Genomic DNA, 21368 nt, shown 5'->3' with positions numbered 1-21368 from the left:
AATTTTAAAAATGGAATGAAAAAGATAATAATCATAAAAATGTAAGGTAAAATTCTCCATCAATATTTTTTTAAAGAATTAATGAGTTTGTTTCGCTTCATTTTTTAAGACTCTTTTTGCTTTAATTTTCTGAATAATAAAGCGGATTAATTTTTCAAATTTAATTGCAAAATATATTGCTCCGCCTCATCAAAAAACAAATATTCCTGCTAGCATAATACCAGTATTGAACTTACCAAAAAAATCAACCATATGTTTATTCATAAAATCATTAAATTCGTTACTTGTTCCGGTTATTCATTTATTATCGATTGCTGTTAATGCACAAATTAATAAGCTTATAAAGATGAAAATGATACTTAATAATATTTTTAACCACTGCTTTTTAAAAGAATTTTTAATTTTTAATTTTAATGGCATTTTTTCTTTTGAATTATCTTTTTTAAATAATTTTACTAAAAGTTTTTTCATTTTAATTCTCCTTTCATATTTTTTATCGTCCTTTAATCACAATAAATAAAGCAATAAGTACACAAGTAACGCCAAGAATGGTAAAGATTGGATGTTGCGAAAATGTCCGAGCCATTGGTTTAAATAGTTCTAAAATTGTTAAATTGCTAGTAATAAACTTTTGGAAATTGGCAAGTCCCTCGCTAATATAGTTCGTTAAAGTTTCAAAATGACTACCGGCTAATAATCCAAGAAAAGTTATTAAGATAAAAATAATAATTAGTTTAAACATTTTTAGTTACCTTGTTTTGTTTTTATTGGTTTTATTTGTTTTTTAGCTTTTACTCACTCACTTAAATGACCCTTATTTTTAACAGCATATTGGCGTTGTTTTTCTAAATTAACTTGTTGACTACCAAATCCAAGAATAATTGCTATAAGAAATTCTACGGCAAGCGTTAATAATAAAGGAAATATTAGTTGAATTTTTGTTCCCGGTACTTCAAGACTTCAAATTAAATCAAAAATTTTATAAAGCATTTGGGCGAGAAAGTCGGCCATTTTTGCGAGATTTTCCATTTTTTATTGTTCTTTTTCTTTCATTTTTCTTAAAAATTTGCTAAATTTATCCATTTTTAAGTATTCCAAATCTTCTAAATCAATTGCCGTGTCGGCATAGTATTTATCTTCATAGTCAGGATTTACTTTTGAATTTAAGTAATCTCTTAAAAATGCTAAGTAAAAAGAATTGTAGGTGTTAAGTATTGGTAGAGGAGTTTTTAGTTTAAAAAAATAAATATCAAGTTCAGTAATATCACGGTATTTAATGTGGCGAACTTGTTTTACTATTTTTAGCATCAATTAAGGTGTTTCGTCAGCGTTCATATTCTTCAATGCTAGTAAAGGTACCATAGATGACTTTTAAGTAGGGACGAATAATATTAACTGGTTTTTTGCGAATTCCCACAATCACATTATTGGCAATATCACGAACTTTAACTCAAATATGTTTATCTCTTTGACCGCTAGCGAGAACAATATGACCAAAATGGCGTGCCAGAGCGAAATATTCTTGGATACCGGTTTCTTCGTTTTTGGTATTATTTTTTTCTCAATCAGTACCTTCAAGAAATAAATTGGTTTCATCTCATAAAAGTAAGGTTTTGTCTGGTAATACCAGATAATCAAAGTCTAACAATCTCATATGACCTAAACTTAATTTTTGGGTTTATAATAATGGAAACGTTGATGCGATATGATATTTTTTCTTTTTTAGTAATTTTGATGCGTATACTAGAAAAGCAGTTTTTCCAGCTCCTAATGAACCAATCACAATATTTAACGGTGAATTTTTTAAGAAATTAATAACTTTGTTAATTTGTGTTAAATTACCGATTTTTAAAAGGAAAATTAAAATACAACCCACTAAAAATAAATAGCTCACAATGTTTTTTAAATAACCGTTGTAAATGTATCAAATTGCTCCTCAATGTCATAAAATTAAAAATGAGGTGCGATTTAATTCAATAAAATGGTTATTTTTTTCTATTATTCATTTGCAAAATTTCATCTTGCACCTCACTTTATTTTTTTGTTAGCGTGCTGCTCCAAGTAATTTTTCAAACATTTTAAAGCAAATAAAGAATATTGCCAAAATAAATGGAAAAATGAAGATTCAGTAATCAAGCAAAGAAGTTACCGACTTGTAGCATATTAACAGCAATAATTTCTCACATTTTAGTAAACGCTGTTATAATCGCATTTCATAATTTAGTCATCGCGTCACTAGCTGTTATCTTTGTTACTGCTGGTGCTTCTGTTAAGAAAGTTCCAATCATATAATCACCCCCTTTCTTTTTAAAGCATTCATCATTTATATTCAAAGTTTTTCTTAAATTTGTTAAAACCAAGATTAACATTAACACGGTTATATTTTTTCCTAATTAATTTTGAATTTCTTTGGGAATGCATCACAATGTAACTTCTTGACATTAATTTTTTCCCTATCTAAATACTGATATGGTTTTCCGAAGTAGCATTAGAATAAATCACACCATAATCGCTGTTAAGAATCAAAAAGCAATGTTTGCTATTAAAAGTCAAAGCGTTTCTTGAGTTAAATCAATTTCTTTATCACCACTAATATGAGACGGAATAGTTGTAATTTGAATAAATAAATCTCAGAAAGTTTGTTTAATTTGTTCTCAATTAAATTATTTTAAGTTTATTGTCATTTTTTATCTCCCAAAAATCATTTTTATAGGTAAATATATAATTGAAATTAATGCGAAAAGAAAAGTAATGATAATAATTAATCCGGCAATAAACGCAACCTGTGCAGACATTTTTTCTATCGGAACAAATAGTTTTAAAAATTCCATAATAATTTCTCAAAACATTATTTTTTATTCTCATTATTTTCTTTTGAATTAGGAGCTTTAACTCATTCTTCAAAGCGAGCAATAAATACTTTTTCGTCTTTTGTGAAATTACCAGTATTATTTTTAATGACATTTTTATATTTAATTCTAATTTTTATTTTGGCATAAATTTTATAAGCAAAATATGCCAATAGCATTATGCAAATGATAATAAATATTATTCCAATCGCAATATTCATTTTTAAACTCCTTTAAAATAGTTATAATTTATATCTTTTTTATTGTTTTCTTTTTCGGCAATGAAAAAACCTAATAATTCTTGTCCCTTAATTAATTTGGTTTCTTTTTCTTTTTGATTAATCGAAATTATTTGATATTTACTATCTTTTATTATTCCAATGCAAATTTAATTTTCGTATTTTCCTTTATAAACAAATCGTTTTGGAAACCAAATACCGATTTGTTCATTAAATCACGGAATTTCTGGTGCTTTAATAAAAATTGCGTTTTGTGTTTCTTTTAAAAGATATTTTTTAGTATTTAAAAAAATATTTTCAATTTTTTTCATAATAAATTACCTTTCTTATGAATAAACTAAGTTATATTAAATAAGTTATATTAAATAAGTTATATTAACTAAGTTTTAGTTAACTTAGTTTTTTAAACACTTAAATATCACAGATTTAAGTGTTTAACAAGCTTTGTTAATAAATTTTGTTTTTTTAATTAGATAAAGATTTTAATAATTTTAAACTTAATATATCCATATATAGAAATTTTTACACTTTAATGTCCGCGCCCTACCCTTGGAACTAATTTAATAGCGTGTACATTTTTAGGGGGTCCGCCCATTCATTTTTTTATTGCAAAACAAAACAAATTGCTATAGCTAATAGGATGTTATCTATTAACTGGTAAACTTCTTTTGGTTATGGCGACCACCCACAATTTATCGTGCTTTAATACATACCAACGTTATTAACTCACTTGTATTTAATTTTCAAAAAACAAATTTTAACATCTTATAAAATAAAAAGACAATCATTGCTGACTGTCTTAATACTTATTCAAACCTTTTCCTACCTAAAAAAACTTTATGCGTCCTCGCTATTTTAAACGACCATTAATAATCTCTGATAATGCCTTCGCGTACTTACCAAAAATAATACTAATAGCATTACTTTGTTTAATTATTCCTTGCTGTTTTAACTTCCGAATCTTTTGAATATTAACTTGTTTAATATCTTTAATAATAATTTTAATCTTTGTATTTGTTGCTTGTGCCTCAATAATATTACTAATTGTTCCTAAATAATCAATAAAAACATCTACTTTAAAAGGAATTAATTTTTGTCATTGTTTTTCTGATGAATTTTTATTTTTTAAAAATATCATATTTATTAAGCAAGCAATTATAAAAACTAATAATATTAACCCTAAATCTAACAACAGTATCTGTCATAATTCCATCGCTTCTCTTCCTTTTGTTTAATTATGAATAAATGTTTTTTGAATTTGATTAATCATTATTAAATCATTAACATCAGTTACTAAAATTTTAATTTTATTAGCAATTAAATTAATAATTAAATTATCACTATTAAAGTCATGTTTTTGACTATCAATTACTAAAAAAGCATCTTTCATATTACCTTTAATAGTAACGGTGTGGGTATTATCTAAAATTAATGGCGCCTTTAAAGAATTATGTTTATTATGAGAAACCGGAGCAATTTCTAAGAATTCCATTAAATTTTTTTCACTTAAAATAACGGCACCATTAATACTTTTAGTATAGCCCGTTGAACCAGTTTTAGTAGTTAAAACAAATCCTGAACTTTGACAATTTTGTAATAATTGATTATTAATATAAACTGTAAAAAATATTGTTTTTGCAATACTCATTAATTTAATCTCATTAAGACTATAAAAAATTTTATTATTAATAGTTATCTTTAAAGCATCAAGAGATTTTGTTTTCAAAATATTATTTTTTAAATTAGTAATTAACTTATCAATTTCATTAACTTGATAAAGAGCATTAAAACCAATATTTCCCGTATTAATAGTTATAAAATGAATATTATCAATATTTTCATTAAAACGATTAACCGCCGATAAAAAAGTACCATCACCACCAATAGCAAATACTATTTCTGGGTTTTGTTCATCAAATATCATCTTTAATGCCAATAATTTACTAGATAAGTTTTTAGCCCCTGCAATTGATTCATCGGCCTTATTAGTAACAATTGTAAATTTCTTTTGTTGCATTAATTACACCTCATAATATAATTCTATCAATAAGCTAATAATATCATAATTAAAAATCCATATAAATATTATTTTTTTTTTAATTTTGTAGAAACCATATACATATGACAAGATTTTGGTTTTTACAAGTTTGCTGTTAAATTGATAAATAAATATGAGCTCATTTATTTATTACAAGAAATATAAGGTTAAATTAATATTTATTATTTTTAGTTATGTCTTGTATTTTTTTGTGCCTTGATAGTAATAAACTAAATATATTTTTTAATTTTGTAGAAAACTCTTGATATTTATTGAATATACTTAATTTTAGGTATATTTTTATATGACAGAGGTGGATAATAATTATAGAAAAAATAATTCAAGAACTAGTAAATACTTTAACAGATGATAAATTTTTAGAATTTTATGAAAAAGTCAAACAACAAGCAGAATTAATAAAAAAAACGAAAACGTTTAAATGAAATTGATCAAAAATTTAGAGCACACGGTGGTTATTGGCAACCGTTTTTTGGACACTTTTTATGTAGACCGTCATTTTCTAAATTCAACAGGCATTAAATAATTTAAACTGCCATGTATTCTACGATTATTGTATCAATTAACAAAATCAAATAATTCGCATTTTAATTGTGTTAAATTTTCAAATTTTTTACCCTTGATAAATTCCGTTTTAAAAGTTTTGTAAGTTGTTTCAGCCACAGCATTGTCATAAGGACAACCCTTCGCACTCAATGATCTTTTAATATTAAAGGTTATTAAAATTTCATCAATGATTTTATTTTTGAATTCATTACCACGATCAGTATGAAATAAAGTTATTTTATTTAATGGTCGTGTTATTTTATGAAAAGCTTGTTGAACTAGTTCAGCGGTTTTGTTTGGTATGGCACTATAGCCAATTATTTCTCGATTAAACAAGTCAATTAATAAACAAATATAATGTCATTTTCCTCCAACTTGGTATGGCAACCCTTTTTAGGACACTTTTTATGTAGACTGTTGTTTTCTAAATTCAACAGGCGTTAAATAATTTAGGCTGCCGTGAATTCGAATGTTGTTATATCAATTAACAAAATCAAATAATTCGTATTTTAATTATGTTAAATTTTCAAATTTTTTACCCTCAATAAATTCCGTTTTAAAAGTTTTGTAAGTTGTTTCAGCCACAGCGTTGTCATAAGGACAACCCTTCGCACTCAATGATTTTTTAATTTTAAAAGTGCTTAAAATTTCATCAATAATTTTATTTTATTTGAAAGTCCACATAAATATGGTCTAACTTATTGTAACCTATCCAACTTTTGCACATATGTTAAATCACTAACAACAACTTCATTAGGTTTTTTGTTATTAAATTGACGATTTAAAACATTACTAATTTTTTCATTATTAACCATTGTTTTATGATTACGATATTTTAATTTGTTGTATTTAGAAACCAAATTATTTTTGATCATAAGGAATCTGATTTTTCGACGTGATAAGATAATATCTTTTCTCATTAAAACAGCTTTAATTTTACGAGCACCATAAATTTTACGACTTTTATTAAATGCACTGATAACTTCTTCTTCATAATTATTAACATCATACTTAACACAATTATTAGTTTGATAATAATATGTTGGTTTTGCTATTTTTAATATTTGACACATTTTTAGCACGGAATATTTTTCTTTATTATTGTTAATAACTCCTATTTTTTGCCAATTATCAGTGCTGCTTGCTTTAAAATGTCATTTTCCATTCGTAATTGTTGGTTTTCTTTTCGCAAGTAAATTAATTCATTTTCTTCGACAGTGCGATTATTTTGTACTTTAAATGACCCAAAATTATTAAAATTTTTAATTCACTGATTATACGGCTGATTTTGAAATCCCGTATTCTTTAATAATTTCAACAATGCTTTTTCCGTTTTGATAAAGCATGACAATTTGTTTTTTAAATTCATTTGAATATGAGTTTTTCCCCATTTTTATCTTCCTACTTTCTTAATAATTTTATTTTATTTGAAAGTCCACATAAATATGGTCCAACTTATTGTAACCTATCCATTTAAGGCAAATTTAATAAGAAATTAATAAAACTACGCCATGCAAAGAAATGAGAAATTTTAGTATATAAAATATACAAAGCAATTAATAAATAAATAATATCAAATAACATTCTTTAACTTTGGGGATTATAATAATGCAAAATCGCACCATAAAATCACGCAATAATAAATAAAGTGCGATTTAAAGCAACAAAATCATATAATATTAAATTTATTTTTTTAAACAATAGCGTCGCTTAAATCACACTTTCTTTATTTTTATTACTATCTGCCGGGCATTAATTTTTCAAACATTTTGAAAGCGACTAAAAATAAACCAATAATCACACCAAGCAAGAAAAATCAATATGTAGCAAAGAAATTAACGACATTTGGCATATTACCACCAATAATATCAGTTCAAATATTGCTAAATGCTTTAATTAATGCTTTTCATAAATTAGTAACCGCTTGTTCACCAGTAACAGCTGGTGCATCTACTAAGAAAGTTCCGATCATATAATCACCCCCTTTCTAAACAAAATATGATTTAACTTTATAAAACAAAATAACCATAAATAAGACAATAATTACTAATACCATTCAAAACGCGATGTTCGCTATTAAAAGTCAAAGTGTTTCTTGTGTTAAATCAATTTCTTTACCACCACTAATATGAGCCGGAATAGTTGTAATTTGGATAAATAAATCTCAAAAATACAATTTTGTCATTTCTCAATCTAAATCTTTTCAAGCAACTAAAAATATAATAATTACCGCTTAAAAGGTCAAAAGAGTAGAAAAATAATGGCTGAAGATAGCATTACAATTATTAAAATTGAAAAAAAAATACAACTTGGGGTGGTAATCGGCAGTTGGATAAATTAATTCAATTAACTCAATAATTATTTTTTTAAACATTTTCTAAACCTACTTTTTAATTTCTTTTTCATCTTGTTCTAACAAATTTCGTTTAAACTTTGCAATAAATATTCGTTGTGAATAAGTAAAATCTTTTGGCAACCGCTTTGCTTCACTACCATATTTCTTTTTATCTTTAAAAAACCGATAAATATTAACTGCAATATAATATGCTAGTAATAATGTTAAAATCGTAAAAAATACTAATCCAAATATACTCATCTTTCTTTTCTCCTTAATTTTTTAATCTTTTAATATGCAATATCAACACAAAGTCAATTATCACCGACTAAATCAGTTCTAACAGATTCAAGTGCAGATTTAGACGCTCAAATTTTTTGTTCTAATCCAGTTTTTTTATTAATAGAATATATAAACTTTCGACAATAATTTTTAGGCGGTTCATCCACACTAACTCACATTTTCATTTCTAAAACTCCAAAACTATTTTTTTACTACATCAAATCAAAAAATTGTTTTAATTTTGTCGAAAACTCTTGATAAAATAAAAAAAAATCATCAACTTGATAATTTTAAAAGGCTTTTATGTAAAATTACTATTTTTACTTTAATTTTTTATACATTAAAATATAATACCGCTGTTTGTTGGTTTGGAGTTAAACCCTTATGTTGGTATTTTAATTTTCAGAGATTTAAATAATTTTGAATATTAGTAAAACCTAAACCATGATAATGAATTAATGCTTCTTTAAGACTAGATTGTAATTTACTGATTTTATTTAAGTTACGATAACTAGCTTCAGGATTAATTGTTGTTTTAGTTACACATAAAGTAGAGTTTGTTTGTTTTGCTACTAAAAAATATAATTTTTGCATATCAGAAGTAATAATTGAATTTTGGTTAATTAATTCTTTGTTCATATTTTCAATAACTCATTATTTTTGTAAACGTTTGGTGTTTGTGGATTTAACATAAATATTGTTATTATTATCATGTCAAGGTAAATTCTTCGTGGATCAGTTTTATGTTCGAAATTTCCTTTATGAATTTCTTTAATAAATGTTTCATCGATTTGGATTTTACCAGATAATTTTTTAAATTTTAATTGGGTATTTTCTAATTGTTTTGATTTCATTAATTTTTGACGATTATATCAAGCATTTTTTAATGTAGTTTTAATAAAACGAGAAATTGTTTTACTAGATTGCCCCGGCAATGAAATTTGAATCAATAAATTTCATTGTTCATAATTTAAATGACTTCAATAAATAAAATGATTACGAAAAGCGTCAAAACTTGCACGGCAATTTTTACATAAATATTTTTGTTTTCCTTCTGAATTATGTCCATTTTTAAAGCAATGGCAAGATTCACATTTAGGGCGTTTAATACCGTGTGCTCTAAATTTTTGATTAATTTCATTTAAACGTTTTTGTTTTTTTATTAATTCTGCTTGTTGTTTGACTTTTTCATAAAATTCTAAAAATTGATCATCTGTTAAAGTATTTACTAGTTCTTGAATTATTTTTTCCATAATTATTATCCACCTCTATCATATTAAAAATATACCTAAAATTAAGTATATTCAATAAATATCAAGAGTTTTCTACAAAATTAAAAAAAAATTGCAATAACTTAGTTAAATAACCTCAACTCATCCATAACCCTCTAGCGGGCGGAGCATACGCTTTCCGCACCGCTTCACCACTATAAACATCAACCAAGATGTTTTGTGGAGTTTTTTTAAATAATTTATTTACCTCTATTCTTAAGGCGCCTTAAAACACCTTTAAAATTAATTTTTAAAATAATTAAAACTTACATCCTTTTTATCATTCTCTTTTTCGGCAATAAAAAAATTTAACAATTCTTGTCCTATAATCAAATTAGACTCCTGCTCTTTTTTATTAACTGAAATCAACTGATACTCACCATTTCTAATTATTCCAATACAAATAGAATTTTCATATTTGCCTTTATAAACAAATTGTTTTGAAAATCAAATACCAATAGGATTACTAAATCAAGGAATTTATGGTGCTTTAATAAGCATTGCGTTTTGTGTTTCTTTTAAAAGATATTTTTTAGTATTTAAAAAAATATTTTCAATATTTCTCACATACATACCTCCCTTACAAATATATTTAGTTATATTAAACTAAGTTATATTTAGCTTAGTTATCTAACTAAGCTAAATATTTATTTTTTTAAACATTTGTGTTTAACAAAATTTGTTAGTAAACTTCGTTTACTAATTAACTTAGTTTATTGCTATCAAGGCACAAAAAAATACAAGGCATAACTAAAAATAATAAATATTAATTTAACCTTATATTTCTTGTAATAAATAAATGAGCTCGTATTTATTTATTAATTAAAAGCAGGTTTGTAGAAACCAAAATCTTGTCATATGTATATGGTTTCTACAGTTTTTAATAAAATATTATTGTAGTTTTATAATTAATGTGTAATAATATTTATTGTATATATGGCACTGTGGCCAAACTGGTTTAAGGCATTGGACTGCAACTCCTTGATTATCGGTTCGAATCCGATCAGTGCCTCCATAAAATATTAAGTAAAATCACAGTTAAGTGATTTTTTTAATTAACCAATAGGTAACAAGAAATAATTTGTGATATTATTAATTAAAGTTATGAAATATGAAATTTTTAGAATTTTATGAAAAAGTCAAATAACAAGCAGAATTAATAAAAAAACAAAAACGTTTAAATGAAATTGATCAAAAATTTAGAGCACGAGGTATTAAATGCCCTAAATGTGAATCTTACCATTGCGTTAAAAATGGACATAATTCAGAAGGAAAACAAAAATATTTATGTAAAAATTGCCGTGCAAGTTTTGACGCTTTTCGTAATCATTTTATTTATTGAAGTCATTTAAATTATGAACAATGAAATTTATTGATTCAAATTTCATTGCTGGGGTAATCTGGTAAAACAATTTCTCGTTTTATTAAAACCACATTAAAAACCGCTTGATATAATCGTAAAAAACTAATGAAATCAAAACAATTAGAAAATACCCAATTAAAATTTAAAAAATTATCTGGTAAAATCCAAATTGATGAAACATTTATTAAAGAAATTCATAAAGGAAATTTAAAACATAAAACTGATCCACGAAGAATTCACCTTGATCCATTCGCAACTAATACTAAATGCTGTATTCAAATGGCAGTTGATAATAATAACAATATTTATGTTAAATCCGCAAGCACCAAACATTTACAAAAACAATGAGTTATTGAAAATATGAACAAAGAATTAATTAACCAAAATTAAATTATTACTTCTGATATGCAAAAATTATATTTTTTAGTAGCAAAACAAACAAACTCTACTTTATGTGTAACTAAAAAAACAATTAATCCTGAAGCTAGTTATCGTAACTTAAATAAAATCAGTAAATTACAATCTAATCTTAAAGAAGCCTTAATTCATTATCATGGTTTAGGTTTTACTAATATTCAAAATTATTTAAATCTCTGAAAATGAAAATACTAATATAAGGGTTTAACTCCAAACCAACAAACAGCGGTATTATATTTTAATGTATAAAAAATTAAAGTAAAAATAGTAATTTTACATAAAAGCCTTTTAAAATTATCAAGTTGATGATTTTTTTTATTTTATCAAGAGTTTTCGACAAAATTAAAAGAAATTTTTGTTGTTAACAGAGCGGTAATAATATATAATAATTTTGTTATTTAATGACACCATAGGCGCCCATAGCTCAATTGGACAGAGTGCTTGACTACGGATCAAGAGGTTGCGGGTTCAACTCCTGTTGGGCGCGCCATTTTATTTTAATACGGGAAGTAGCTTAGCTTGGTAGAGCGCTCGGTTTGGGACCGAGAGGTCGTAGGTTCGAATCCTATCTTCCCGACCATATTTGGCGAGATAGCTCAGTTGGTTAGAGTGTTCGGTTCATACCCGAAAGGTCGAGAGTTCAAGTCTCTCTCTCGCTACCAAGTTATGTTTACGGTTTGAAAACGACTTTATTTAGAAAATAAAGTCGTTTTTTAGTGTTTCTTTTCTTTTGGTTCTAAACTTTCCATATATTCAACAAAGTTTTGTACTTCTTCATAAATTTCTTCATAAGCGTGTTCTTCAGAATAATGTTCGTTAATGTATTCTAGTAAGTGTTCAAGAGTATATTGAAGTTCTTCATTGTCAATTTCTAATTCTCAAAAGGCAATTAAATTGTTAGGAAGATAAATGCTGTCATATTTGATAATGATTCTTTGCAATACTTCTCTATGGTGTGGCAACCCTTTTTTGGACACTTTTTATGTAGACTGTCATTTTCCTAAATTCAACAGGCGTTAAATAATTTAAACTGCCCTGTATTCTAAGATTATTGTATCAATTAACAAAATCAAATAATTCGCATTTTAATTGTGTTAAATTTTCAAATTTTTTACCCTTGATAAATTCTATTTTAAAAGGCTTTTATGTAAAATTACTATTTTTACTTTAATTTTTTATACATTAAAATATAATACCGCTGTTTGTTGGTTCGGAGTTAAACTCTTATATTGGTATTTTCATTTTCAGAGATTTAAATAATTTTAACTATTAGTAAAACCTAAACCATGATAATGAATTAAGGCTTCTTTAAGAATAGATTGTAATTTACTGATTTTATTTTAAGTTACGATAACTAGCTTCAGGATTAATTGTTGTTTTAGTTAAACATAAAATAGAGTTTGTTTGTTTCGCTACTAAAAAATATAATTTTTGCATATCAGAAGTAATAATTGAATTTTGGTTAATTAATTCTTTGTTCATATTTTCAATAACTCATTGTTTTTGTAAACGTTTGGTGTTTGTGGATTTAACATAAATATTGTTATTATTATCAACTGCTATTTGAATACAGCATTTAGTATTAGTTGCGAATGGGTCAAGGTGAATTCTTCGTGGATCAGTTTTATGTTTGAAATTTCCTTTATGAATTTCTTTAATAAATGTTTCATCGATTTGGATTTTAACAGATAATTTTTTAAATTTTAATTGGGTATTTTCTAATTGTTTTGATTTCATTAATTTTTGACGATTATATCAATAAGTTTTTAATGTAGTTTTAATAAAACGAGAAATTGTTTTACTAGATTGCCCCAGCAATGAAATTTGAATCAATAAATTTCATTGTTCATAATTTAAATGACTTCAATAAATAAAATGATTACGAAAAGCGTCAAAACTTGCACGGCACTTTTTACATAAATATTTTTGTTTTCCTTCTGAATTATGTCCATTTTTAACGCGATGGTAAGATTCACATTTAGGGCATTTAATGCCTTTTGCCCTAAATTTTTGATCAATTTCATTTAAACGTTTTTGTTTTTTTATTAATTCTGCTTGTTGTTTGACTTTTTCATAAAATTCTAAAAATTGATCATCTGTTAAAGTATTTACTAGTTCTTGAATTATTTTTTCCATAATTATTATCCACCTCTATCATATTAAAAATATACCTAAAATTAAGTATATTCAATAAATATCAAGAGTTTTCTACAAAATTAAAAGAATTATTTGATTTTGTTAATTGATACAATAATCTTAGAATACATGGCAGTTTAAATTATTTAACGCATGTTGAATTTAGAAAATGACAGTCTACATAAAAAGTGTCCAAAAAAGGGTTGCCATACCAAATTATTTTATTCCAAGGATAAAAAATTAAATCAAAATGAACTTCAACATTATTTAAACAAATATTATTACTTTTATAACTTTAAACACTGTCATTCATCATTAAAGGCTAAAACACCATTTCAAATATTACAAAAATTTTTAACAAAGTAATTTATAGAAGTTTGAATAATTATTTTTACAAAATATTTAATTTGTTGTTCTGGTTATGGAGCGATTGCTTCTAGCCTGCTAATTAATAATCTTTTCAATTTTTAATTATTTTTTATTTTATAAATTTTTTAATTAGTTTCAAAATAAATGTTATTATTTTTATCTAAAAAAATTTTATAAACATAACTGCTTGATCTATCTATTAATATCTAATTTATTTAAATTATTTTTTCATTCATTTATATGTTTTATTCATTGTTTAACTAAAATTATTATTTATATTTATTTATTAACACTTACTAATCCCATCTATAATTCCTGTAATAGTTCCGGTTCCCAGAACAACTATTCCCCCAACAATTGCGTCGCCAGCAGCGCAGAGCCCATTAAAATTCCTGCCCCTCCTTGTTTTAATGATTCTTTGGCAATACTTTGTGCAACAAAACCAATACAGCTATTTTCCTCTTCTCTTTTAACTCGATTTAATTTTTCTAAATTATTTGTTTGTAAATAATTAATTTCATTTTTTTGGGGGTTGGAGCGTTTCCAACAAGTCCCGCCATTGTTCCTATTAATCCTAATAATTGATAAACTTACTGGATAATCAAACAACCTTTCTCCAAAAAATTAATCTGCACTTTCTTTGCCTTGGAATTTAATTATAAACTATTTTTAAAAATTTTCTGCATTATTTGATAATTTATCGTCCCTTTTTAAAGGACGCATAAAGTTTTGTTAGATAGGAGAATGTTTGAATAAGTATTAAGGCAGTCAGCAATGATTGTCTTTTTATTTTATAAGGTGTTAAAAATTTGTTCTTTGAAAATTGAATACAAGTGAGTTAATAATGTTGGTATGTATTAAAACACGATAAATTGTGGGAGGTCGCCATAACCAAAAGAAGTTTACCAGTTAATAGATAACACCCTATTAGCTATAGCAATTTGTTTCGTTTTGCAATAAAAAAATGAATGGGTGGATTTCCTAAAAATATACACGCTATTAAATTAGTTCCAAGGGTAGGATGCGGATGTTAAAGTGTATAAATTTCTATATAGGGGTTATGCTAAGTTTAAAATTATTAAAATTTTTATCTAATTAAAAAACAAAATTTACTAACAAAGCTTGTTAAACACTTAAATCTGCGATATATAAGTGTTTAAAAAACTAAGTTAACTAACAACTTAGTTAATATAACTTAGTTTATTTATAAGAAATGTAATTTACTATGAAAAACATTTAAAACACTTTCTTAAATACTAAAAAATATTTCTTAAAAGAAACACAAAACGCAATGTTTATTAAAGCCCCAAAAAATTCCGTGATTTAATGAACAAATCGGCATTTGGTTTGCAAAGCGATTTGTTTATAAAGGAAAATATGAGAACTCAATTTGCATTGGAATAATTAAAGATAGTAGATATCAAGTAATCTCAATTAATGAAAAAGAAAATGAAACCAAATTAATTAAGGGGCAATAATTATTAGGCTTCTTCATCGCCGAAAAAGAAAACAACAAAAAAGATATAAATTATAACTATTTTAAAGGAGCTTAAAAATGAATATCGCAATTGGACTAATATTTATTATTATCAGCATAATGCTATCGGCATATTTTGCTTATAAAATTTATGCCAAAATAAAAATGCGAATTAAATATAAAAATGCCATTAAAAATAATTCTGGTAATTTTACAAAAGACGAAAAAGTATTTATTGCTCGCTTTGAAGAATGAGTTAAAGCTCCTAATTCAAAAAACAATAACGCGGATAAAAAATAATGTTTTGAAAAATTATCATGGAATTCTTAGAACTGTTTGTTCCGATAGAAAAAACGCCTGCACAAGTTGCGTTTATTGCCGGATTAATTATTATCATTACTTTTCTTTTCACACTAATTTCAATTATGTATTTACCAATAAAAATGATTTTTGGGAGATAAAAAATGACAATAAACTTAAAAGAATTTAATTGAGAACAAATTAAACAAACTTTCTGAGATTTATTTATTCAAATTACAACTATTCCGGCTCACATCACATTACTGGTGGTAAAGAAATTAAATTAACCGGAGCACCACTTTGACTTTTAATAGCAAACATTGCTTTTTGATTCCTAACAGCGATTATGGTGTGATTTATTTTAATGCTACTTTGAAAAACCATATCAGTATTTAGATAGAGGCAAAATTAATGTCAAGAAGTTACATTGTAATGCATTCCCAAAGAAATTCAAAATTAAATTAGAAAAAAATATAACCACGTTAAGGTTAATCGTGGTTTTAACAAATTTAAGAAAAACTTTGAATATAAATGATGAATGCTTTAAAAAGAAAGGGGGTGATTATATGATTGGAACTTTATTAACAGAAGCACCAGCAGTAACAAAGATAACAGCTAGTGACGCGATGACTAAATTATGAAATGCGATTATAACAGCGTTTACTAAAATGTGAGAAATTATTGCTGTTAATATGCCACAAGTCGGTAACTTCTTTGCTTGATTACTGAATATTCATTTTTCCATTTATTTTGGCAATATTCTTTATTTGTTTTAAAATGTTTGAAAAATTACTTGGAGCGGTCCGCTAACAAAAAAATAAAGTGAGGTGCAAGATGAAATTTTGCAAATGAATAATAAAAAAAATAACCATTTTATTGAATTGAATCGCGCCTTATTTTTAATTTTATGACATTGCGGAGCAATTTGATATATTTACAACGGTTATTTTAAAAACATTGTAAGCTATTTATTTTTAGCGGGTTGTATTTTAATTTTTCTTTTTAAAATCGGTAATTTAACACAAATTAACAAAGTTATTAACTTCTTAAAAAACTCACCATTAAATATTGTTATTGGTTCATTAGGAACTGGAAAAACCGCTTTTCTAGCATACACATCAAAATTACTAAAAAAGAAAAAATATCATATCGCATCAAAATTACTAAAAAAGAAAAAATATCATATCGCATCAACATTTCCATTACTAGAAACCCAAAAATTAAGTTTAGGGCATATGGGATTGTTATACTTTGATTATCCAGTATTGCCAGAAAAAATCTTACTTTTATGAGATGAAACCAACTTATTTTTAGAAGTAACTGATTGATAAAAAAATAATACCAAAAATGAAGAAACTAGTATTCAAGAGTATTTTGCTCTGGCGCGCCATTTTGGTCATATTGTGCTTGCTAGCAGTCAAAGAGATAAACATATTTGAGTTAAAGTTCTTGATATTGCTAATAATGTGATTGTGGGAATTCGTAAAAAACCAGTTAATATTTTTCGTCCCTACTTAAAAGTCATCTATGGTACCTTTACGAGCATTGAAGAGTATGAACGCTGACGAAACACTTTAATTGATGCTAAAAATAGCAAAAAAGGTCGCCGTATTAAATATCGTGATATTCCTGAACTTGATATTTATTTTTTTAAACTAAAAATTACTCTACCAATATTAAACACTTACAACTCTTTTTACCTAGCGTTTTTAAGAGATTACTTAAATTTAAAAGTAAATCCTGACTATGAAGATAAATACTATACTGACACAGCAATTGATTTAGAAGACTTAGAAAACTTAAAAATGGATAAATTTAGCAAATTTTTAAGAAAAATAAAATAAAAGGAATAATAAAAAATGGAAAATCTCGCAAAAATGGCCGACTTTCTCGCCCAAATGCTTTATAAAGTCTTTGACTTAATTTGAAGTTTAGAAGTACCTGGAACAAAAATTCAACTAATATTTCCTTTATTCTTAACGCTTGCTGCAGGATTTCTTATGGCAATTATTATTGGATTTGGTAGTCAACAAGTTAATTTAGAAAAACAACGCCAATATGCCGTTAAAAATAAAGATCGTTTAAGTGCCTGAGGAAAAGTTAAAAAACAAGTAAAAACGATAAAAACAAAACAAGGTAACTAAAAATGTTTAAACTAATTATTATTTTTATCTTAATAACTGTTCTTGGATTGATGGCTGGTAGTCATTTTGAAACTTTAACAAACTATATTAGCGAAGGCCTTACCAATTTTCAAAAATTTATTACTAGTAATTTAACAATTTTAGAACTATTTAAACCAATGGCACGAACATTTTCGCAACACCCAATTTTTACCATTCTTGGTGTTAATTGTGTAATTATTGCCTTATTTATTGTGATTAAAGGACGATAAAAAATATGAAAGGAGAATTAAAATGAAAAAAAATTTTAATAAAATTATTTAAAAAAGATAATTCAAAAGAAAAAATGCCATTAAAATTAAGGATTAAAAATTATTTTAAAAAACAGTGGTTAAAAGTATCATTAAGTATTATTTTCATCTTTATAAGTTTATTAACTTGTGCAGCATTAACAGTAATCAATACTAAATGAATAACCGAAACAAGCGACGAATTTAATAATTTTATGAATGAAGAGATGGTTAAATTCTTTGGCAAGTTCAATATTGGTATTATGTTGGCAGGAATATTTGTTTTTTGATGAGGCGGAGCAATATATTTTGCAATTAAATTTGAAAAATTAATCCGCTTTATTATTCAAAAAATTAAAGCAAAAAGAGCCTTGAAAAATGAAATCAAACAAACTAATTAATTCTTTAAAAAAATATTGATGGAGAATTGTATCTTACATTTTTATGATTAATATCTTTTTCATTTCATTTTTAAAATTGGAAATTAATGATTTGAAATTATTATATGAAAAATTTGAAGCATTAATTTCACTTATGATACTAGGATATTTAGATATATGCATGACAATAGCTGTAATTATAAATTGTGGTATTGAATGACTTATTAAAAAAATCAAAACTAAAAAAACAATGAAAAATAAAATATTTTAAAAAGGCAGTGACCCAGTATATATTAATATTGACTCAGTAAAAGAGCAATTACCTTTGGAAATAAAAAATTATGGAAAAAATACCAGAGGGTTTGCTGTCTTTACCAATGAACCAGTATTTAAAGAAATTAAAGAAATTTATAATTATAAAAAAGAAAACAGCACTCCAGAAGAAAGAGAATTTTATGATAAAGATTTTCAAAAAACAAATATTGAATATTTTTATACTGCTAAAAAAATTAAAGATGTAAAAATAACAATACAAGAGTATAGTTATCCGGGTTCAAACAAATTTCATGTTAAAAAATTTTTAGCAAAATTAGAAACCAAACCAAGTACGGACATTGATTTGCCAGAAACAACCACCAAATTTGATGGCAACCATAACTATAACGATGTTGTTGATAATCTTGATTACTTAATGATTCACCGTGGTGATTTTGATAAATTTAATTACTCGTATCTCTATTGAACACCCGTATTTAATTTCATTGACACCTTAGAAAAAGGTTATTACAAAGAATTTACGATTAAAAATCATGGTTTTAAAAATGAAAGTTATTTTTATCATAAGACTTCTAGTAGTGAAGATGAAATTAATAATAATATTTTAAAAATTAAAGCTTTTAATAAAACCTTAATCGCAGGTAATAACTATTTACAATTATTACACAGTGAAAGTGAGATCTGAAAATATAACACCGAAAATACTAACGATTATTATCTAATTAAGTATCTTTTTGGAACCTTAAATTATCTTAATGTTAAATTTAGTTTTCTACGCTATGACCCCGATTTACGAAATGACATTTACTTTTATTTTAAAAACAACATTCCTAGTATTAATAATAACAGCGATTACAAAAATATTTTTGATGAAATCTATGAAATCCTTGGCAACTTCTTTGCCATTTTATTTTATGCTACTTTTGATATGGACGAAAAAACTCATACCAAAATTGATTTTAAGGGTGTAGATAATTACAACAAAGATTACTTTATTCAAATCGGTTTCTTTTATCGTTCGTTAATTACCTTTTATCCCAAAAAATATTTAATCAATGTTACTGGTAATTCAGAATTATTACTAAGAAGTTATTTTTTTACTTTTGATAAAAAAACGCACCAAGAAAATTATACTGCTATTAAAAATAATAACAGCATCTATCAAATTGATTTTAATGTCCTTAAATCTTATGATAATAAACTCATCGTCTTACCAACCAACAAAACTGTTAACAGTATTAATTATCTCAATACCGATATTGATATTCGTTACGGTATTAATATTTTTACCTTAACTTTTCCACTTTATCACAAAAATAATACTTCTAAATACAATTTTAAAATTTATGACTTTAATGTCCTTAATTCCACGGCTTTTATTCCTGATGGTTCCACCAATTCAGAATGGGATGACCTAATTCCGCCACCAAATTGCAAATATTCAGGACGGTGAATACCTACTTTTAATGATATTGGTTGTGCCATTCAAAATGCTGGTATTAAAATGCTAAACTGAATGCTGACAGCGTCACAAATCATTACCATTTTACGCCCGTTAGCAATTATTGCAAAAGCAACAGTTAACTTTTCAACTGCCATTTTTCCAGTTTTTAACACAGTACCAGCTTTTTACTATACCTTTCAATTTTTAATCGGTTTTGCCATTTTTCTAATGATATTAAGGATTTTCGTGTAATATATATATATATATATATATATATTGAAAAAATAAAGCAATAAAGGAATTAGAATAATGAAAATTTTAAATATAATAGCTCTTTCGACATTAACAATATTACCAATAGTGGGCTGTTCTAAAAAAGAAAGCGAAACACAACAAGTTCAATATAAAACATATAACTTAAAATTTTCAGAAATAAATAACAGTTATTTACAATCATTGTATAAAAAAGGCAGTGACCCAGTATATATTAATATTGACTCAGTAAAAAAGCAATTACCTTTGGAAATAAAAAATTATGGAGAAAATACCAGAGGGTTTGCTGTCTTTACCAATGAACCAGTATTTAAAGAAATTAAAGAAATTTATAATTATAAAAAAGAAAACAGCACCCCAGAAGAAAGAGAATTTTTTGATAAAGATTTTCAAAAAACAAATATTGAATATTTTTATACTGCTAAAAAAATTAAAGATGTAAAAATAACAATACAAGAATATAGTTATCCCGGTTCAAACAAATTTCATATTAAAAAATTTCATACAAAAAAAGACAACAATTAATTCATTATTTAATTAATAAAAATATATAAAATGTTAAGATTTCTTTATAAGAAAGATGGTTTTTCATTATGACAATACCCTTAAATAACTAAACAACTTTTTCATTTTTTCTATTTTAACAAAATAAGAAACCAGTAATTTTAATTAATTACTGGTTTGAATATTTTTCTTGTTTTTATAAGAAATTTAAACTTGTTGTGCTTGTTTCAATTAAAGTTATTATTCTAAATAGCTAATATCGTTTTTATAAAACCTTATACTATAGTAGTAACTGTATTTGTTCTCACTGGCCCTTCTCTTTCTGATGAAAAAAATGCTTCACCGTTAAATGTTATTTTATCATTGTTTTTATCTATAGTAATTTCATTTGGTAATAAAATATATTTTTTTAAAATTTGCATTACTTCTGTAATTGAT

The 21368-nt window shown here is 25.3% G+C and carries 42 protein-coding genes, 4 tRNA genes and 2 pseudogenes; 20 read left to right on the top strand and 28 right to left on the bottom strand.

The features are described from left to right. Positions 1-78: 78 nt before the first annotated feature. The 11 genes from I5Q57_RS07230 to I5Q57_RS07180 form a co-directional block, all read right to left on the bottom strand. Positions 79-471, bottom strand: a complete 393-nt coding sequence (locus I5Q57_RS07230; protein ID WP_215825893.1) for a hypothetical protein — start codon at positions 469-471, stop codon at positions 79-81. A 22-nt stretch (positions 472-493) separates the two neighbouring features. After that, positions 494-742: a hypothetical protein gene (locus I5Q57_RS07225; protein ID WP_215825892.1), complete on the bottom strand. Its 249-nt coding sequence runs from the start codon at positions 740-742 to the stop codon at positions 494-496. 2 nt (positions 743-744) lie between these two features. Then, positions 745-1029: a hypothetical protein gene (locus I5Q57_RS07220; RefSeq protein ID WP_215825891.1), complete on the bottom strand. Its 285-nt coding sequence runs from the start codon at positions 1027-1029 to the stop codon at positions 745-747. Positions 1030-1032: 3 nt separating this feature from the next. Beyond that, entirely contained in the window at positions 1033-1308 is a 276-nt protein-coding gene (locus tag I5Q57_RS07215) for a hypothetical protein (protein WP_215825890.1), read from the bottom strand. Further along, entirely contained in the window at positions 1274-1648 is a 375-nt protein-coding gene (locus tag I5Q57_RS07210; protein ID WP_215825889.1) for a hypothetical protein, read from the bottom strand. Before I5Q57_RS07210 ends, I5Q57_RS07215 begins: the two co-directional genes overlap by 35 nt. 30 nt (positions 1649-1678) lie before the next feature. After that, positions 1679-2020 carry a hypothetical protein gene (locus I5Q57_RS07205; RefSeq protein WP_215825888.1) on the bottom strand — a complete coding sequence of 114 codons (342 nt, stop codon included), beginning with the start codon at positions 2018-2020 and terminating at the stop codon, positions 1679-1681. A 58-nt stretch (positions 2021-2078) separates the two neighbouring features. Beyond that, positions 2079-2288, bottom strand: a complete 210-nt coding sequence (locus I5Q57_RS07200; RefSeq protein ID WP_215825887.1) for a hypothetical protein — start codon at positions 2286-2288, stop codon at positions 2079-2081. Between the two features lie 560 nt (positions 2289-2848). Then, positions 2849-3070, bottom strand: a complete 222-nt coding sequence (locus I5Q57_RS07195; RefSeq protein WP_215825886.1) for a hypothetical protein — start codon at positions 3068-3070, stop codon at positions 2849-2851. Between the two features lie 167 nt (positions 3071-3237). Beyond that, complete coding sequence (locus tag I5Q57_RS07190) at positions 3238-3399, bottom strand: hypothetical protein (RefSeq protein ID WP_215825885.1); 162 nt, start codon at positions 3397-3399, stop codon at positions 3238-3240. Between the two features lie 539 nt (positions 3400-3938). Further along, on the bottom strand, positions 3939-4301 hold the full coding sequence (locus I5Q57_RS07185) for a DUF4330 family protein (protein WP_215825884.1): 363 nt from the start codon (positions 4299-4301) through the stop codon (positions 3939-3941). A gap of 18 nt (positions 4302-4319) precedes the next feature. Next, the gene (locus tag I5Q57_RS07180; protein WP_215825883.1) at positions 4320-5105 is read right to left on the bottom strand and encodes an NAD(+)/NADH kinase; all 786 of its coding nucleotides are present in this window, start codon (positions 5103-5105) and stop codon (positions 4320-4322) included. A gap of 293 nt (positions 5106-5398) precedes the next feature. On the opposite strand from I5Q57_RS07180, the gene I5Q57_RS07175 reads away from it, so the two are divergent. Continuing rightward, positions 5399-5587 (top strand): hypothetical protein, encoded by a 189-nt coding sequence (locus I5Q57_RS07175; protein ID WP_215825882.1) that lies wholly within the window; start codon positions 5399-5401, stop codon positions 5585-5587. A 40-nt stretch (positions 5588-5627) separates the two neighbouring features. Here I5Q57_RS07175 and I5Q57_RS07170 read toward each other — a convergent pair. From I5Q57_RS07170 to I5Q57_RS09745, 12 genes and pseudogenes are all read right to left on the bottom strand, one after another. Further along, positions 5628-6068 (bottom strand): annotated as a pseudogene (locus tag I5Q57_RS07170) (IS3 family transposase); the annotation flags it as partial. A 27-nt stretch (positions 6069-6095) separates the two neighbouring features. Next, positions 6096-6191 (bottom strand): IS3 family transposase, encoded by a 96-nt coding sequence (locus I5Q57_RS10150; protein WP_440137657.1) that lies wholly within the window; start codon positions 6189-6191, stop codon positions 6096-6098. A gap of 197 nt (positions 6192-6388) precedes the next feature. Beyond that, complete coding sequence (locus I5Q57_RS10145) at positions 6389-6763, bottom strand: IS3 family transposase (protein ID WP_215825880.1); 375 nt, start codon at positions 6761-6763, stop codon at positions 6389-6391. A 41-nt stretch (positions 6764-6804) separates the two neighbouring features. Further along, complete coding sequence (locus I5Q57_RS10140; protein ID WP_215825879.1) at positions 6805-7008, bottom strand: hypothetical protein; 204 nt, start codon at positions 7006-7008, stop codon at positions 6805-6807. Further along, entirely contained in the window at positions 6965-7081 is a 117-nt protein-coding gene (locus tag I5Q57_RS10135; protein ID WP_215825878.1) for a helix-turn-helix domain-containing protein, read from the bottom strand. Before I5Q57_RS10135 ends, I5Q57_RS10140 begins: the two co-directional genes overlap by 44 nt. Before the next feature lie 347 nt (positions 7082-7428). Then, positions 7429-7662 carry a hypothetical protein gene (locus I5Q57_RS07150; RefSeq protein WP_215825877.1) on the bottom strand — a complete coding sequence of 78 codons (234 nt, stop codon included), beginning with the start codon at positions 7660-7662 and terminating at the stop codon, positions 7429-7431. Between the two features lie 15 nt (positions 7663-7677). Then, positions 7678-7875, bottom strand: coding sequence for a hypothetical protein (locus I5Q57_RS07145; protein ID WP_215825876.1), 198 nt, complete (start codon positions 7873-7875; stop codon positions 7678-7680). A 198-nt stretch (positions 7876-8073) separates the two neighbouring features. Further along, entirely contained in the window at positions 8074-8286 is a 213-nt protein-coding gene (locus I5Q57_RS07140; RefSeq protein ID WP_215825875.1) for a hypothetical protein, read from the bottom strand. Positions 8287-8315: 29 nt separating this feature from the next. Continuing rightward, complete coding sequence (locus I5Q57_RS07135) at positions 8316-8492, bottom strand: hypothetical protein (protein WP_215825874.1); 177 nt, start codon at positions 8490-8492, stop codon at positions 8316-8318. Positions 8493-8640: 148 nt separating this feature from the next. Then, positions 8641-8946, bottom strand: coding sequence for a hypothetical protein (locus I5Q57_RS07130; RefSeq protein WP_215825873.1), 306 nt, complete (start codon positions 8944-8946; stop codon positions 8641-8643). After that, the gene (locus I5Q57_RS07125; RefSeq protein WP_215825872.1) at positions 8931-9560 is read right to left on the bottom strand and encodes an IS1/IS1595 family N-terminal zinc-binding domain-containing protein; all 630 of its coding nucleotides are present in this window, start codon (positions 9558-9560) and stop codon (positions 8931-8933) included. The genes I5Q57_RS07130 and I5Q57_RS07125 overlap by 16 nt, the downstream gene beginning before the upstream one ends. A gap of 261 nt (positions 9561-9821) precedes the next feature. After that, on the bottom strand, positions 9822-9947 hold the full coding sequence (locus I5Q57_RS09745; RefSeq protein ID WP_256444884.1) for a hypothetical protein: 126 nt from the start codon (positions 9945-9947) through the stop codon (positions 9822-9824). Between the two features lie 569 nt (positions 9948-10516). On the opposite strand from I5Q57_RS09745, the gene I5Q57_RS07120 reads away from it, so the two are divergent. From I5Q57_RS07120 to I5Q57_RS07090, 7 genes are all read left to right on the top strand, one after another. After that, positions 10517-10593: transfer RNA gene (locus I5Q57_RS07120), tRNA-Cys, on the top strand. A gap of 141 nt (positions 10594-10734) precedes the next feature. After that, positions 10735-10977, top strand: a complete 243-nt coding sequence (locus I5Q57_RS10130) for an IS1/IS1595 family N-terminal zinc-binding domain-containing protein (RefSeq protein WP_215827080.1) — start codon at positions 10735-10737, stop codon at positions 10975-10977. Between the two features lie 69 nt (positions 10978-11046). After that, the gene (locus I5Q57_RS07110; protein ID WP_215825871.1) at positions 11047-11331 is read left to right on the top strand and encodes a hypothetical protein; all 285 of its coding nucleotides are present in this window, start codon (positions 11047-11049) and stop codon (positions 11329-11331) included. Between the two features lie 15 nt (positions 11332-11346). Next, positions 11347-11553, top strand: a complete 207-nt coding sequence (locus tag I5Q57_RS07105) for a hypothetical protein (protein WP_215825870.1) — start codon at positions 11347-11349, stop codon at positions 11551-11553. A gap of 218 nt (positions 11554-11771) precedes the next feature. Continuing rightward, positions 11772-11848, top strand: a tRNA-Arg gene (locus I5Q57_RS07100). Between the two features lie 13 nt (positions 11849-11861). Then, a tRNA-Pro gene (locus tag I5Q57_RS07095) sits at positions 11862-11938 on the top strand. A gap of 5 nt (positions 11939-11943) precedes the next feature. After that, positions 11944-12020, top strand: a tRNA-Met gene (locus I5Q57_RS07090). A gap of 51 nt (positions 12021-12071) precedes the next feature. On the opposite strand, the gene I5Q57_RS07085 is transcribed toward I5Q57_RS07090, so the two are convergent. The 3 genes from I5Q57_RS07085 to I5Q57_RS07075 form a co-directional block, all read right to left on the bottom strand. Further along, positions 12072-12335, bottom strand: coding sequence for a hypothetical protein (locus I5Q57_RS07085; RefSeq protein WP_215825869.1), 264 nt, complete (start codon positions 12333-12335; stop codon positions 12072-12074). Beyond that, positions 12307-12489, bottom strand: coding sequence for an IS3 family transposase (locus I5Q57_RS07080; RefSeq protein WP_215827079.1), 183 nt, complete (start codon positions 12487-12489; stop codon positions 12307-12309). Before I5Q57_RS07080 ends, I5Q57_RS07085 begins: the two co-directional genes overlap by 29 nt. A gap of 204 nt (positions 12490-12693) precedes the next feature. Continuing rightward, complete coding sequence (locus tag I5Q57_RS07075; protein WP_215825868.1) at positions 12694-13494, bottom strand: IS1/IS1595 family N-terminal zinc-binding domain-containing protein; 801 nt, start codon at positions 13492-13494, stop codon at positions 12694-12696. A gap of 47 nt (positions 13495-13541) precedes the next feature. Here I5Q57_RS07075 and I5Q57_RS09935 point away from each other — a divergent pair. After that, positions 13542-13679, top strand: a pseudogene (locus I5Q57_RS09935) (IS3 family transposase); the annotation flags it as partial. A 526-nt stretch (positions 13680-14205) separates the two neighbouring features. Here I5Q57_RS09935 and I5Q57_RS07070 read toward each other — a convergent pair. Continuing rightward, positions 14206-14472 carry a hypothetical protein gene (locus I5Q57_RS07070; protein ID WP_215825867.1) on the bottom strand — a complete coding sequence of 89 codons (267 nt, stop codon included), beginning with the start codon at positions 14470-14472 and terminating at the stop codon, positions 14206-14208. A gap of 946 nt (positions 14473-15418) precedes the next feature. Here I5Q57_RS07070 and I5Q57_RS07065 point away from each other — a divergent pair. The 11 genes from I5Q57_RS07065 to I5Q57_RS07020 all read left to right on the top strand — a co-directional run bounded on the left by I5Q57_RS07065 (position 15419) and on the right by I5Q57_RS07020 (position 20951). Continuing rightward, on the top strand, positions 15419-15640 hold the full coding sequence (locus I5Q57_RS07065) for a hypothetical protein (protein WP_215825866.1): 222 nt from the start codon (positions 15419-15421) through the stop codon (positions 15638-15640). Positions 15641-15657: 17 nt separating this feature from the next. Next, positions 15658-15801 (top strand): hypothetical protein, encoded by a 144-nt coding sequence (locus I5Q57_RS07060; RefSeq protein WP_215825865.1) that lies wholly within the window; start codon positions 15658-15660, stop codon positions 15799-15801. A gap of 3 nt (positions 15802-15804) precedes the next feature. Continuing rightward, the gene (locus I5Q57_RS09740; protein ID WP_256444883.1) at positions 15805-15927 is read left to right on the top strand and encodes a hypothetical protein; all 123 of its coding nucleotides are present in this window, start codon (positions 15805-15807) and stop codon (positions 15925-15927) included. Positions 15928-16206: 279 nt separating this feature from the next. Further along, complete coding sequence (locus tag I5Q57_RS07055) at positions 16207-16416, top strand: hypothetical protein (RefSeq protein WP_215825864.1); 210 nt, start codon at positions 16207-16209, stop codon at positions 16414-16416. A 66-nt stretch (positions 16417-16482) separates the two neighbouring features. Continuing rightward, positions 16483-16971 carry a hypothetical protein gene (locus tag I5Q57_RS07050; protein WP_215825863.1) on the top strand — a complete coding sequence of 163 codons (489 nt, stop codon included), beginning with the start codon at positions 16483-16485 and terminating at the stop codon, positions 16969-16971. Between the two features lie 72 nt (positions 16972-17043). Further along, on the top strand, positions 17044-17484 hold the full coding sequence (locus I5Q57_RS07045) for a hypothetical protein (protein ID WP_215825862.1): 441 nt from the start codon (positions 17044-17046) through the stop codon (positions 17482-17484). Between the two features lie 15 nt (positions 17485-17499). Continuing rightward, positions 17500-17784: a hypothetical protein gene (locus I5Q57_RS07040; RefSeq protein WP_215825861.1), complete on the top strand. Its 285-nt coding sequence runs from the start codon at positions 17500-17502 to the stop codon at positions 17782-17784. Positions 17785-17786: 2 nt separating this feature from the next. After that, entirely contained in the window at positions 17787-18035 is a 249-nt protein-coding gene (locus I5Q57_RS07035; RefSeq protein ID WP_215825860.1) for a hypothetical protein, read from the top strand. A 5-nt stretch (positions 18036-18040) separates the two neighbouring features. After that, positions 18041-18454 (top strand): hypothetical protein, encoded by a 414-nt coding sequence (locus tag I5Q57_RS07030; protein ID WP_215825859.1) that lies wholly within the window; start codon positions 18041-18043, stop codon positions 18452-18454. A gap of 304 nt (positions 18455-18758) precedes the next feature. Then, positions 18759-20405 (top strand): hypothetical protein, encoded by a 1647-nt coding sequence (locus tag I5Q57_RS07025; protein ID WP_215825858.1) that lies wholly within the window; start codon positions 18759-18761, stop codon positions 20403-20405. A 57-nt stretch (positions 20406-20462) separates the two neighbouring features. Further along, on the top strand, positions 20463-20951 hold the full coding sequence (locus tag I5Q57_RS07020; protein ID WP_215825857.1) for a hypothetical protein: 489 nt from the start codon (positions 20463-20465) through the stop codon (positions 20949-20951). Positions 20952-21205: 254 nt separating this feature from the next. On the opposite strand, the gene I5Q57_RS07015 is transcribed toward I5Q57_RS07020, so the two are convergent. After that, positions 21206-21352 carry a hypothetical protein gene (locus I5Q57_RS07015; RefSeq protein ID WP_215825856.1) on the bottom strand — a complete coding sequence of 49 codons (147 nt, stop codon included), beginning with the start codon at positions 21350-21352 and terminating at the stop codon, positions 21206-21208. Positions 21353-21368: the final 16 nt, after the last annotated feature.

It is taken from the genome of Spiroplasma endosymbiont of 'Nebria riversi' (assembly GCF_018831625.1).
GTDB lineage: Bacteria > Bacillota_I > Bacilli_A > Mycoplasmatales > Nriv7 > Nriv7.
Note: the sequence above shows the minus strand (reverse complement) of the source record. Positions and strands in the feature narration are given on the sequence as shown.